The following is a 12,973-nucleotide window of genomic DNA, read 5'->3' on the forward strand; positions in this document are numbered from 1 at the left end:
GGGAAAATGAGAGAAGTAGTTATCGTAAGTGCTGCCCGGACAGCCATTGGCAGCTTTGGTGGCAGTCTTGCTTCCATTCCAGTGGTGGATTTAGGAGCCACGGCTGCAAAGGGTGCGATGGAACGGGCTGGAATCAATCCGGAACAAATTGATGAAGTCATTATAGGAAATGTATTAAGTGCAGGCTTAGGACAAAACGTGGCTCGCCAGATATCCTTAAAGGCAGGGGTGCCGGTAGAGGTTCCCGCCATGGGTATTAGCAAGGTCTGTGGATCAGGCTTAAGAGCAATCACTCTGGCTGCCCAGATTATTAAGGCTGGAGATGCAGATATTATCTTGGCAGGCGGAGCGGAGAGCATGTCATGTGCTCCCTATGTCTTAAAGAATCACCGGTTTGGCCATAAGATGGGAAATGAAACTCTGGTGGACACCATGATTCAGGATGGCTTGTGGGATGCATATAACGATTACCACATGGGTGTCACAGCAGAAAACATTGCAAATCGGTACAAAATCACCAGACAGGAACAGGACGCATTTTCAGTAGAAAGCCAGCAAAGAGCCCAAAAAGCAATAGAAGCAGGCCGTTTTAAAGAAGAAATCGTGCCGGTCTCAATTCCCGTAAAAAAAGGGGAGCCAAAGATTTTTGATACCGATGAATTTCCAAGGTTTGGAACGACTGAGGATACCCTTTTAAAGCTTCGCCCTTCTTTTGTTAAGGAAGGAACCGTCACAGCGGGTAATGCTTCCGGCTTAAATGACGGAGCAGTCATGTTGATTCTCTGCTCCAAAGTAAAAGCCGAGGAATTAGGGCTTCCGATTATGGCAAGAATTACAGGCTATGGCTCTGCAGGCGTGGAACCTGAGGTCATGGGTCTCGGTGTTATTCCGGCTGCAACACTTGCCATGAAACATGCTGGAATTACTGCTGAAGAATTAGATTTAGCAGAAGCGAATGAAGCATTTGCAGCGCAAGCCATTGCTGTATGCCGTGACTTAGGACTTGACTCGTCAAAGACCAATGTAAATGGTGGGGCAATTGCCTTAGGCCATCCCATCGGCGCTTCCGGCGCAAGAATCCTGACCACCCTCCTTTATGAGATGGAGAAACGGGATGCAAAAAAAGGCCTTGCCACTTTATGCATTGGCGGCGGTATGGGTACAGCAATCGTAGTGGAACGATAGGAGGAAAGCGCATGAGAAAAGTTTCGCCCCAGGAAGCGGTTGCTTCCATCAACGACGGAGCCGTTGTCATGATTGGAGGTTTCATGTCAAACGGAACCCCGGAAATCTTGATTGATGCGCTGATAGAGAAAAACCTTAAGAATTTAACAATTATAGCAAATGACGGGGGGACTCTTGACACAGGAATTGGCCGTCTCATCAAAACTGGAGCGGTCAGCCGCCTAATCGCTTCCCATATCGGCTTAAACCCGCTTACCGGACAGTTCATGAACGAGGGAAAGATGGAGGTGCAGCTTGTACCACAGGGAACCCTTGCAGAGCAGATCCGTGCGGGAGGAGCAGGTCTTGGCGGCATCCTAACCCCTACGGGACTGGGTACAGAGATTGAAGAAGGAAAACAGGTAATTGAAGTGGATGGAACAAACTTTGTCCTTGAAAAGCCCTTAAAAGCAGATTTCGCTCTGATTCGTGCCTCGATTGCCGATGAGAAGGGCAATTTATTTTACCGGGCAACCACCAGGAATTTTAATCCCATGATGGCAACGGCGGCAGAAACAGTCATTGCTGCGGCAGAAGAGATTGTGGCAGCGGGAGATATTCAGGCGGAAAGTGTTGCCACACCGGGAATATTTGTGGACTTTCTCGTAGGAGGTGAACCTTATGTCGATTAAGGAAAAGATTGCCAGGCGTGTGGCAAAGGAATTGAACGACGGGGATGTGGTTAATCTTGGAATTGGACTTCCGACCATGGTTGCCGATTACATACCGGATGGAATCACCATTCACCTCCAGTCTGAAAATGGAATCCTGGGCATGGGAGCTGTGCCTGGAGCCGATGGCTACGATTCCAATATTGTCAATGCAGGCGGAAAACCTGTAACCGTAGAAAAAGGAGCCAGCTATTTCGATAGCGCATTCTCTTTTGCTATCATCCGTGGCGGCCACGTCAATGTGACTGTGCTGGGAGCCTTGCAGGTGGATCAGCAGGGCAGTCTTGCCAGCCACATCATTCCCGGTAAGATGGTTCCGGGCATGGGCGGTGCCATGGATCTGGTCACAGGCTCAAAAAAGGTAATTATTGCAATGACTCATACGGCAAAGGACGGTACCCCTAAAATTTTAAACAACATCACATTGCCGCCAACGGCAGTTTGTAAGGTTCATCAAATTGTGACGGAACTTGCTGTCATCGAAGTGACGAAGGAAGGTCTTGTCCTAAAGGAGGTTTCCGTGGATACGACGCCAGAAGAGGTGGCAGCAAAAACAGAAGCGCCTCTTATTATGGCTGAGAACATTGGGCACTTTTAAGATGAGAAAAATAAGTCCCGAAGGATATATTTTATATTCATCGGGGCTTGAAGATTTTTATAAAATGAATTATATATATAGTTTAAATGAAACTATTGGGGTTGTTATTTAATAAGCAATTAAAAAACAAAGAACAGGAGTTAGAAATATGGAAAAAAAAGTTGGCGTAAGCCAGGAAGAAAAGAACTTATCGTATTATAAATTTTTTGAGCGTCCTCTGGCTGAAATTCCAGAAGAAAAGCTTGTCATCTTAAAAGAGGACCAAGGAGACAAAAAAACGGGAGTGCCATTCGAACAAAGAAACCTCTATCTTGCTGGAAATGATGAAGAATACTGTCAGAGCGGCTACGGTGTCCATGAGGATGGAACTGGCTATGTATGCAATACCACTTACATGCCCGGGGTGACGGGAGAGATGCTTGATTGGTGGTTCCCTTGGCATAGTGTAGGCTCCGACCTTCGCTACAAAATATGGGACCCAGAGGATCATTACTTTGCTAGGGCTGACCGCGTAGATTACGTCTGTGACCCTGAAGTACCAATGAAGGAGAAAACCTGGGGGGTCAACCACTACATAATGGAAGATATTGGCCCCGGCCCTGAATTCCTTAAGCTATGTTTTAAAAGTCCGTCTGATTTCGGCTATGATCCTTCCATCGTTGGAAGTAAAGCATGTGAATCTATGGTTTGTGCCATCGGAGAGAGCACCTGCGCCGCTGCTATGACTCACAAATGGTTCCCATATAAAGAAGGGGTTATGTTTTCTTCTCGTTTCTGGATCGGCTTTAAACTAGATAATGGAATGATAAAGAAAGCCCTGCCCGAAGGCGTAAAAATCCCGGAAATCGTTCCAAAGGGTCTCTTTGCACACAATATCAAAGAATTTAGCAATTTAGCCGCCATTTTGCCGGAAGTGTATGCACAAAACAAAGATATATTTTAAAAACTGATAGTGAATGGAGCATTGAGAACAAGCTGGTGGTCAAGCCTGAGACTGGTAATGTTATAAGTGATCCAATATCCGAAAGGAAAACTCATAGGAAAAGAGAATCTGTGCATTGGATGGATCGAATTCTGTCAAGTCCCCGATTTTACCAATGCGATAAAAAAAGGTGCTTTTATGAATATGCAGGTAATTGGAAGTATTTAAGGCATTGCGGTTATTTAGGAAATATGCCTTCAGCGTCTTCATGTATTCTGTATTGTTTTCCCGGTCATAGTTTTGGAGAAACAAAAGATCCGGGTGAATGATGGTTTCTGCGTTGATTTCATCTTGAGAGGCTTGCAGAAGATGGTTCAGAAAGTTTTCTTCATAAGTAAGGCAGCGCTCCTTCATAATACATTTTTCATTTTTCAGTAGGAACATTACCTGGTTATAATAACGCCAGGTGTCCAGTATTTGTTCGAACCGAAAACTAATCGCAGCATTGATCTGGTTCAGCTGAAGAAAAAGAGACAGCTTATGTTTGTCAATTGACTGGTAAGGATCCTTGTAGTTGCTGGTGTGCAAAAGAATCAAAGTCCCTTTATAAAAGAAAGCCATGCTGCGCTTAAAAATCCCCGACAGCTGGTCAATATAGTAATTAGGGTTTAACTGGAGATTGGAAAAACCATGAAAGGTGAATCCCAGTACCCAGAAGTACTGGTAAAAGGGCTCTCCCAGCTGTGCCAGATGCCGGGCTGCAATGTTCTCGCTGTGTAGATTCTGCTCGATTAGGTCGGTTAAAAAACACTCATATCTCAGACCTGTTTTTTCTGCATAACACTCGGCCTTTTGCATTTCCAGGGAGAACAACTTGGACAAGTTCATGGCAAAGGCACTGTCAGCAGCTTCAAAAGGGCGGTAAAGGGAGCTTATACATAGGTATCCGACTGCGGCACGTCTAATATGAATGCTGCAAAACAGATAAGAAATTTCGGGTGAATCATCAATATCCACAATGATGGGAGAAAAAGAGGTGAACAAATGTTGAAGAACCTCTTTTTCTTTCATATTTCGAATAAACTTGCTTTTTAAATAGAATTTATTGTTATAGACATCAAATTTATCATCAAAATAATCCTCGGGGCTGGAGGCGAGAATGGAAAAGCTTGTGGTACATAATGTTATGGGATTTTTCAGATATGACCTTGCCGTGTCAAGCATACTCTGGTAACCATAACCTGCCTGTAATACTTGAAATACTTCATCTCTCTTTAGATCTGCCTTACGACAATCATATAATTCCTGCTGTATGCAGTTTAAAACTGCAAACGGATCCAAGGCCTGGTTTACGTACAATTGGTTTGCGTTTCCATTATCCATACAGCAGCCCAGCAAGAGAACGCAGCTATCCGAATTGAGAGTGTGAAAATCCTCATAGTTTCCTATGTACAGGGTATCAGGATCAAGCTGTAGTTGATCGTCATAAGGGGGCAACAAATAATGAACGCTTTCAATCCGCCGTTCGGAAAAAACAGATCCGTGGATATTGACCTGAAATTTATCTTGTATTTTTTGTGCTATATTTTTTAAACAAGCCATTTTAACTCCTTTTTAATTGTTGAGACAAATGTAGGAAACAACCCAGTAAATATGAGAAAATAATTCGATAATTGATGGAAGCTTCTTCTGTTAAGCTGTGTTATTATTTTAACAAGTAGGAAATATCTATATTTTATAGATATTTATATGACAAAAGCTTTTTATAATCACTTTCAATGATTGTACTAAAATTCAGGAAAAAAGAAAAGGAGAATATTCATGTCAGTAAAAATTTTGGGAGTCAGCGCAGGGCGTAAAAACAGCAACAGTGATATCTTGTTAAAGGAGGCACTTCTTGCATGTCAGGAGGAGGGAGCCGATGTTACAATGATCAATTTAAGAGATTATAACATCATAGATTGTACTGGCTGCACCTCATGTACCATAGGCATGTCACAGGGAAAGAATACTGGATGCGTATTGGATAAAAAAGATGATAAGAAAAAGATTATGGAAGTGCTGTTAGAAGCTGACGGAGTTATTTTTGCAGCCCCCACTTATGATCTGCAAGCCTGTTCTGTATTTGCAAAGTTCGCCCAGAGAAGTCTGAGCTATGAGAACTCATTTCTGGAAGCCATTGGGGCAATTGAACATAAGGACAGAGTCAGCGCTTTGATTGCCGTAGGCGGTTCTACCCGTTCCTGGCAGTCCATGGCTTTAGAATCCATGCAGGCAGCTATGTTCACATCGGACTTTAAGGTAGTGGATATGTATCTTGCTACGAGAGTTCCGGCTCCTGCACAATGTCTGCTTCATGATGAGATGATTGAACGAGTGGGGCAAATGGGGAAAAACATCATTACCGCAATCAATACTCCTGTGGAAGAACGCAAATGGCTGGGAGATGAAGACATGGGTTGGTGTCCAAACTGCCATTCCAATGCACTGATTTTGGGAGAAGTGCAGTGGGATGGACTTCATTTTCCAGTTGAATGCCAGGTATGCGGTGCTGGCGGAACCCTTGAAAAAGCAGATGAGGGGAAATGGAAGTTTGTGATTCAGGAAGATGGACTCATAAGAGACCGCAACACCCTGGAAGGAAGGGGGAAGCACCTGGAAGAAATTATCCATACACAGGGAGGATTCTTCTCCGATCCGGAGAAACGTAAGATCGCAAGTGAAAAGCTTGAAAAATACAAAAACCTAAATTTTAAAACAATATCATAACAAAAAATGGAGGTATTTCGATGAAGCAGTTACAGACAGATGTTATTGTGGTAGCAGCAGGACTTTCTGGTATGGCAGCAGGCATCGCTGCAGCAGAAAATGGGGCAAAGGTAATGATATTTGAAAAATCCAATACAACGGGTGGCGCTGCTAATATGGGAATGGGACCTCTTGGGGTGGGGTCTCCCATACAAAAGGAGCATATGATTTCCCTAACAGCTGGTGAGGCATTTCGCAAGCACATGTATTATACCCATTACAAAGTGGATGCACGTCTGGTCCGGGATTACTATTTCAAGTCTGGAGAGACCATTGAATGGCTTATGGACATGGGCGTGGAATTTTTGGGAGTACAGAGGGCGTTTAATGCACCGGAAGCAACAAGGGCATATTCAGATGGAGAGTTTACCTGGCATGTGGTGAAACCGGAAGGCGGTGGAGCCCCAGGCCCTCGATGTGCAACGGCCATGATAAAGAAAATGACCGAACGGGCGAAAGAGCTGGAAGTCGAACTTTACATGGAGACTCCTGTTGCCAGAATCATTATGGAAGATGGAAGGGCGGTGGGAGTCATTGCCAAAGACCCAGACGGGGAAGAAATAGAGGCAAGAGCTAAGGCGGTGATTCTTGCAACCGGAGGTTTTGGAGATAATCCGGAAATGATTAAGGAACAGACTGGATATGAATTTGGTAAGACTATCTTTAATTTTGCCATACCTGGAATGAAGGGGGACGGAATTAAAATGGCATGGGAAGCTGGTGCCGGACATGCCCCCTGTACCATGGAGCTGATGTACCAGCTTCCGGATAACATGAATCATTTTATCCTAGACGGAGCATTCCGCCAGCCGTGTCTCTGGGTCAATCGAAATGGAAATCGTTTTATGCCAGAAGATCAGATTGCCAATACTACATTCACAGGCAATGCCATTTCCTCTCAGCCGGGTTATGTGGCCTATTCCATCTTTGACAGTAAGCTATTAAAGAAATATAAGAAAAAAGGCTCGGACATTATGTCTCATGTGCATCCCCACGATCTATTTGACCACTTTGACGATCAGTGGGAAAGAGATCTGGCGGATGGATATGAGCCCATCTGTCAGGCGGATACCATTGAGGAATTGGCAGAGAAAGCCGGAATTGATCTGGAAGGGCTGGAAAAGCAGATCGAAGAGTACAATGAAATGTGTGAGGCAGGATTTGATGAGATCTTTGAAAAAGACCGTGCATATATGCAGCCCATTGAAAAAGGACCGTTTTATTGCTGCCGTCAGAATGTAGGGGCTTACGGTACTTTGGGCGGAGTAAAGATCAATCATAAGACACAGGTGTTGAATGAAGAGGCAAAGGTCATTCCTGGACTTTATTGTGTTGGGACAGATGCGTGCAATATTTTTGGAGATAGCTATCCTTTTATCCTTTCTGGAAATTCAATGGGATTTTGTTTAAACAGCGGAAGAATTGCAGGAGAAAATGCAGCAGAAGAAGCGGTTGAATATTAATGTCTTAGCATCTGAGAGCAGGTTCGTTCGATGGAGGAAATATGTGGTTAACAATTAATGATAAGCAGATAGAGGCAAACGAAGGAATGTCAATCTTAAATGCTGCTTTGGGGGCAGGTATATACATTCCACATCTTTGCGGACACCCTGATTTGGAAGCTGTAGGTGGATGCCGCCTGTGTTCGGTAGAGATTGATGGAATGGAAGAGGCAGTTCCTTCCTGCATGATAAAGGTGCAGGAAGGGATGAAGGTTACTGTTCATGGACCAAAGGCAGAAAGAACTAGAAAAACAGCCATGGAACTGATTCTTGCAACTCATCCGGCTGACTGTACCGGCTGTCCGAAGTATGGAAAATGTGAATTGCAGTCCATGTATCAGTATCTGGGAGTGGGTCCTGAGCGGTGGAAAAAGAAGTCCAGAACAGTCCCAACCGATGACAGCAATCCCCTAATCAGGCATTTGTTTACCAGATGCGTTCGTTGTGGACGTTGCGTGCGTGCCTGCAGAGAACTTCGTGGGGTGAAGGTGTTAGATTTTCAAAGAACACAGGAGGGAGTGCGCATCGGAACCGGTGGGAACATTTCCTTAAAAGAAGCTGGTTGTAAATTTTGTGGGGCATGCATTGAAGTCTGTCCTACCGGATCCATTATGGATGCCTTGGGACAGATTAACGAAGAAGCGTCTTATGGGGAACGTGTGGTTCCCTGCAAGGCGGCATGTCCAGCACACACAGACATTCCCCGTTACTTGAGGTACATAAAAGAGGGCGAATATGAGAAAGCAACGGCGGTCATTCGTGAAAAGCTGCCTTTTCCGGAAGCACTGGGATGTATTTGCAATCACGTATGCGAAACAGCCTGTAAACGCAATGAGCTTGGAGAGCCGTTGTCTATCTGCAAGTTAAAAAGAGCTGCCGCTTCTGTTCATTCCGATGATTGGAAGAAAAATAGAAAGATCGCAGATTCCACAGGAAAAAAGGTGGCTGTTATCGGAGCGGGTCCGGCGGGTCTGACAGCGGCCTATTATCTGGCAAAGAAAGGTCATGAAGTAACCGTCTTTGAGATCAACGAAAAAGCCGGTGGACAGTGTCGTTATGGAATCCCATCCTATCGGTTGCCAGACGAGGTGATGGACCGTGAAATCGACGATATTCTGGAAGTAGGAGTCCAGCTGAAGGTAAATACTACGGCAGAAGCACCGGAAGTTCTTTTAAAACAGGGATATGATACCGTTTTAATTGCAACCGGCACCCATAAGGGCACCTTGCTGCCTCTGGAGGGAAATAAGCTTTCCGGAGTCATTCTAAATACGGATTTCCTAAAAAATGCACGAAGAAACCAGATCAGAAATCTTGGTAAAAAAGTGATGGTGCTGGGCGGTGGAAATGTTGCTTATGACTGTGCTAGAACAGCTCTTCGCCTGGGGGCAGAGGAGGTTCATATTGCCTGCTTAGAAAGCAGGGATAAAATGACTGCAGCAGCAGAAGAAATCCAGGAAGGATGCGACGAGGGAGTCATTCTTCATTCCGGTCATTCCTTTCTTCGTATTACAGGCGACACGAAAGTACAGGGCGTTGAGCTTCAAAAAGTGGAGAAGTTTTATTTTGACGAAAACCGAAAAGCGGTCATAGAGCTTGTAGAGGGGTCTAGGGAGATTATACCTGTGGATCATGTGATATTTGCTGTGGGACAGGCACCTGATGAGACGGAGAAGTTAGGAGTGGAATTAAACCACGGTTTCTATGTAAAGGTAAACAGTTCTTTTGCTACCAATTTGCCGGGTGTTTATGGAGCCGGAGATGTGGTAACCGGAACAAGATCAGTAATAGAAGCAATTGCAGCCGGGAGACAGTCTGCCGTAGAGATGGACCGTTACCTTGGGGGAGACGGAGATATCTCAGAAGAACTACTAGAAAAGGAAACAGCGGATCCTTTTCTTGGAAGGACGAAAGACTTTGGAAACTTAGAGCGGCTCTCACCGCCTCTTCTGGATCCCCAGGAGCGGAAAAATAGCTTTGATGCCGTGGAACAAACATTTACCTGCGAGGAAGCTAAATGTGAGGCCAGACGCTGCTTGCAATGTGATCTGAGGTTGAATGTGACAAATCCAAAGCTTTGGAACGAATATTAGGAGGAACGAAGGATGATGGATACGATTATTTGCAATGCAATGCCGGTATATCATGAGGCACCTGTTTCTCCTATGCTTTTAAAAGATAACACGGAAAAGGTCATGGAAGCGCTATTAAAGGAACCTGCTGATGTTCGTTACCTGATTGTGCCGGAAGGTGGCTGGGAATGGGATAAACCTGAGGGTCTGACAGTCATCGAGACTCGTCATAAATCCGGTTTTACTTATGGAAATAATTCTGCTCTGATAAAGGTAACTGAGGGAGAAAAACCGATTCCATTATGCCGCAACGATGGGGGTATTTGCGGTGAAAGCAGAGTAATAACGGTTGAAGAATTACTAAATGCCGAAAAGAAGAAAGTGTATGTCGGAGGTAAGGCGGAGAAAAAGGGTTTTCTTGATTTTGATAGGAACATAACTCCAAGAGATATACTGGCTGCCGCTGGTGTGAAGGGGATATTCAAGGCAATGTATTTCGGTCATCCAATGGGAGTTTTCATCAATGAGACCACGATGGATCAACCAATTGAACTGACCACGGATTATATTGAAATCCTGAATGAAACAGATTGCATGCTAGATTTCCTTCTTAAAACCGCAGACAGATACGAAAAAGAGGCCTGTGGGAGATGTGTATTTGGTTATGAAGGTGTTTTCCAGATTCGGATGCTTTTAACGGATATGACTTTAAAAAAAGGGAAGATGTCTGATGTAGATTTAATGTTGGAATTATGCCATGAGATGAAGCAACAGTCTCTGTGTGAATCGGGTTTTTCCATTGCCAATACGGTGAAGAGTGCTCTAGACTGTTTCAAAAGTGAAATAGAGGAGCATATCACCAAGAAAAGCTGTAAAGCAGGAGTCTGCCAGAAATTTCTCACGTTTCACATTCTGCCGGATTTATGTACCGGCTGCATGGAATGTCTTGATGTATGTGAGGATGATGCCATTCTTGGGAAAAAGAAATTTATCCATGTCATCGACCAGAATGAATGCTCCGGGTGTGGTGCCTGTATAGAAGCCTGTGAGGAAAATGCAATTATAAGGGCAAGAGCGGATAAACCTAAATGTCCGAAAAAACCGGTTCCTTGCAAACATTAAAAGAGCATTCTCAATAAGCTATTTACAACGGAGTAAATATATCTTACATACAAAGATTTGCTTCTTTGAGGTGAGCAACCGACATGTTGTGAGAGAGCTTGAATATCGTGCAAGTGGTTAAGTGTTTTGTCTGCTTATCTCCATTATAAACGAAAGCCATAAGGTCAAGATCTTATGGCTTTGCTTGTGTAAAGTTATCTTATAGAAATGCTACAACATATTTCTTTTAGAAAATATTATCTTTATTTTATTTCCCTTAAATCGTAAAGTGTCTTGAGAAGAGTATTATACTGTTCTTTCCCTACAATTTGCTCCAATTTCATCTGGGCCTCTTGCCAATGAGGCATAGCAAGTGCAAGCTTGCTTTTCCCCTCTTCACTGATTGTGATACACTTTTTCCTGGAATCTGCATCCTCTATAGTAACGTTAACATATCCTTTTTTTCGTAGAATTTCCACATTTCTGGTTACTGTTGTTTGGTCCATCATTGCAAAATCAGCTAGTTCATTAACGGAAATCCCATTTTCTCTTGAGTTAATATCATTTAACAATGCGAATTGAGGAGATTTAAGCCCAGAAGAATGAAAAGCCTTGTCGTAATACTGCGTGATTACTCGAGTCGTCATTCGAAGGTTTCGGCAGGCACAATCTGCCAAGCTTAAACCGTGATCGTTTTGAAGTTCCATTTTCTATTCCTCCGATCCTTGTATATGCATATAACCATAGTTAAAAAAAGGAGTTTTGTCAAGTTTGTAGAACTTCATATGCCAAAGTATTATGTTAGACCATGCTTCTTGCAGACGGTGTCTGCCATCTCCCGAACCTGTTCATATTTACTCTCGCAAGCCTCCAAAATGGAAGAATTGAAATGTTCTTGGTATCGGTTGTCCATAAAATTTAATGCATCCACTTGCCATTTCCATAGTTCATCTTGTGACAGGTAGAAGAATTTAGGCTGAACGTTCTGCTGATAATATGATTCATCCATTTTCAAAATGTTTTCGGCGGTCAGATAAGGGGAGAGCGCCATAACGCCTGGGAAATCTTTATCCCCTTTCCATTTACCTTGATTCATGGGACAAACCTCCTGACAGATATCACAACCATAAATCCAGTCGCCAAAATTAGAGGCCATAGGCTCATTCGGGAGATCACGTCCTCCAAAGGTTGTTAAAAACGAAACACAGCTTAGTGGGTTCATGGTGTATGCTTCACATAATGAAGTGGTGGGGCAGGCTTTGATGCAACGATCACAATGTTTAGGGCAGGCTGGCAAAGTGGTCTGTTGTAGAAGTTCCATTTTTTGGTCAGTTAGGAAAGCTTCAATGCGTATCCAGGAACCAGATTCCGTATAGAAAAAATTGTTGCGACGAATGATGCCTAACCCAGCTTTCATCGCCGCCCAACGTAAAGCGACAACACCAAATTTTCGGTTTGTCTCTACCCGAAGACCAAGTTCCTTTAGGTGGTTTTCAAGAAGTTGACTGTGTTGATATTCCTCGGCTTGTTCATCAATGCGCGTATCAAATAAATAAGCTTTTGCAATATGCCCAGAGATCTCTTCTGGTACTTTATATTGTGAGTAGGGTACCGTTAATACGATAATGGATTTCGCCCATGGATATTGCTCTTGAAAGTTTTTTAGACGTTTTTGTCCTTGGTAAAATTGGCCGGAACCTGTTGCTTTTTCGATGCGTTCGTCTAGTTTTTCTCCATATCCTTCCATCATGTCGACAGGAATGATGCCACATTTCTCATATCCTAACTCAAGAGCTTTTCTTTGTATCTGGTTTTCCATAGAGTTATCTGAAAAATTTACATTACTCATAGTTTATCTACCTCGGAATCCTTTCTTATCTGCAATCCTTTTATAAGTAGCAGAGCGAATCAGGTGATTTTGACTGAAACACTGGCCAATGTGGTGATATCAAATAATGATTTCATCATGGATTAATCCTCGAAAACAATTATTTTATATACGTTCAAGCCGCATATATTTGAGTTACTTGCCAGCAAAAGAAAATATATATGTATATGCATATATTATCGAGTTC

General features: G+C 43.5%; 11 protein-coding genes. 8 read left to right on the forward strand and 3 right to left on the reverse strand.

All coding sequences use genetic code 11. From position 1 onward, the window contains the following. Positions 1-6: 6 nt before the first annotated feature. From BET01_RS10595 to BET01_RS10610, 4 genes are all read left to right on the forward strand, one after another. Positions 7-1,185 (forward strand): acetyl-CoA C-acetyltransferase, encoded by a 1,179-nt coding sequence (locus tag BET01_RS10595; protein WP_120196772.1) that lies wholly within the window; start codon positions 7-9, stop codon positions 1,183-1,185. A gap of 11 nt (positions 1,186-1,196) precedes the next feature. Continuing rightward, positions 1,197-1,856, forward strand: a complete 660-nt coding sequence (locus tag BET01_RS10600; protein ID WP_120196773.1) for a CoA transferase subunit A — start codon at positions 1,197-1,199, stop codon at positions 1,854-1,856. Continuing rightward, positions 1,846-2,493 carry a 3-oxoacid CoA-transferase subunit B gene (locus BET01_RS10605; RefSeq protein WP_120196774.1) on the forward strand — a complete coding sequence of 216 codons (648 nt, stop codon included), beginning with the start codon at positions 1,846-1,848 and terminating at the stop codon, positions 2,491-2,493. Before BET01_RS10600 ends, BET01_RS10605 begins: the two co-directional genes overlap by 11 nt. Before the next feature lie 148 nt (positions 2,494-2,641). Beyond that, complete coding sequence (locus BET01_RS10610) at positions 2,642-3,436, forward strand: DAPG hydrolase family protein (protein ID WP_120196775.1); 795 nt, start codon at positions 2,642-2,644, stop codon at positions 3,434-3,436. A 60-nt stretch (positions 3,437-3,496) separates the two neighbouring features. Here BET01_RS10610 and BET01_RS10615 read toward each other — a convergent pair whose 3' ends face one another. After that, complete coding sequence (locus BET01_RS10615; RefSeq protein ID WP_120196776.1) at positions 3,497-5,017, reverse strand: PucR family transcriptional regulator; 1,521 nt, start codon at positions 5,015-5,017, stop codon at positions 3,497-3,499. Positions 5,018-5,236: 219 nt separating this feature from the next. Here BET01_RS10615 and BET01_RS10620 point away from each other — a divergent pair, with 219 nt between their 5' ends. From BET01_RS10620 to BET01_RS10635, 4 genes are read left to right on the forward strand one after another with little or no spacing between them, the layout of a single operon-like run. Continuing rightward, a complete protein-coding gene (locus BET01_RS10620) occupies positions 5,237-6,184 on the forward strand; it encodes a flavodoxin family protein (RefSeq protein WP_120196777.1) in 948 nt (315 codons plus the stop codon). Positions 6,185-6,204: 20 nt separating this feature from the next. Further along, on the forward strand, positions 6,205-7,686 hold the full coding sequence (locus BET01_RS10625) for an FAD-dependent oxidoreductase (RefSeq protein ID WP_120196778.1): 1,482 nt from the start codon (positions 6,205-6,207) through the stop codon (positions 7,684-7,686). A gap of 41 nt (positions 7,687-7,727) precedes the next feature. Further along, complete coding sequence (locus BET01_RS10630) at positions 7,728-9,818, forward strand: FAD-dependent oxidoreductase (protein WP_120196779.1); 2,091 nt, start codon at positions 7,728-7,730, stop codon at positions 9,816-9,818. Positions 9,819-9,830: 12 nt separating this feature from the next. After that, positions 9,831-10,919 carry an NADH-ubiquinone oxidoreductase-F iron-sulfur binding region domain-containing protein gene (locus BET01_RS10635; protein ID WP_120196780.1) on the forward strand — a complete coding sequence of 363 codons (1,089 nt, stop codon included), beginning with the start codon at positions 9,831-9,833 and terminating at the stop codon, positions 10,917-10,919. A gap of 242 nt (positions 10,920-11,161) precedes the next feature. On the opposite strand, the gene BET01_RS10640 is transcribed toward BET01_RS10635, so the two are convergent. Then, on the reverse strand, positions 11,162-11,605 hold the full coding sequence (locus tag BET01_RS10640; protein WP_120196781.1) for a MarR family winged helix-turn-helix transcriptional regulator: 444 nt from the start codon (positions 11,603-11,605) through the stop codon (positions 11,162-11,164). A gap of 89 nt (positions 11,606-11,694) precedes the next feature. Continuing rightward, complete coding sequence (locus BET01_RS10645) at positions 11,695-12,747, reverse strand: epoxyqueuosine reductase (protein WP_120196782.1); 1,053 nt, start codon at positions 12,745-12,747, stop codon at positions 11,695-11,697. Positions 12,748-12,973 lie beyond the last annotated feature (226 nt).

This window comes from Lacrimispora algidixylanolytica (assembly GCF_003609635.1).
Lineage (GTDB): Bacteria > Bacillota > Clostridia > Lachnospirales > Lachnospiraceae > Lacrimispora > Lacrimispora algidixylanolytica.

What these genes read in the sequence shown, in the direction of transcription:
- BET01_RS10595 (WP_120196772.1), top strand. Translation starts at nt 7, where the DNA reads ATGAGAGAAGTAGTTATCGTAAGTGCTGCCCGGACAGCCATTGGCAGC.
- BET01_RS10600 (WP_120196773.1), top strand. Translation starts at nt 1,197, where the DNA reads ATGAGAAAAGTTTCGCCCCAGGAAGCGGTTGCTTCCATCAACGACGGA.
- BET01_RS10605 (WP_120196774.1), top strand. Translation starts at nt 1,846, where the DNA reads ATGTCGATTAAGGAAAAGATTGCCAGGCGTGTGGCAAAGGAATTGAAC.
- BET01_RS10610 (WP_120196775.1), top strand. Translation starts at nt 2,642, where the DNA reads ATGGAAAAAAAAGTTGGCGTAAGCCAGGAAGAAAAGAACTTATCGTAT.
- BET01_RS10615 (WP_120196776.1), bottom strand. Translation starts at nt 5,017, where the DNA reads ATGGCTTGTTTAAAAAATATAGCACAAAAAATACAAGATAAATTTCAG.
- BET01_RS10620 (WP_120196777.1), top strand. Translation starts at nt 5,237, where the DNA reads ATGTCAGTAAAAATTTTGGGAGTCAGCGCAGGGCGTAAAAACAGCAAC.
- BET01_RS10625 (WP_120196778.1), top strand. Translation starts at nt 6,205, where the DNA reads ATGAAGCAGTTACAGACAGATGTTATTGTGGTAGCAGCAGGACTTTCT.
- BET01_RS10630 (WP_120196779.1), top strand. Translation starts at nt 7,728, where the DNA reads ATGTGGTTAACAATTAATGATAAGCAGATAGAGGCAAACGAAGGAATG.
- BET01_RS10635 (WP_120196780.1), top strand. Translation starts at nt 9,831, where the DNA reads ATGATGGATACGATTATTTGCAATGCAATGCCGGTATATCATGAGGCA.
- BET01_RS10640 (WP_120196781.1), bottom strand. Translation starts at nt 11,605, where the DNA reads ATGGAACTTCAAAACGATCACGGTTTAAGCTTGGCAGATTGTGCCTGC.
- BET01_RS10645 (WP_120196782.1), bottom strand. Translation starts at nt 12,747, where the DNA reads ATGAGTAATGTAAATTTTTCAGATAACTCTATGGAAAACCAGATACAA.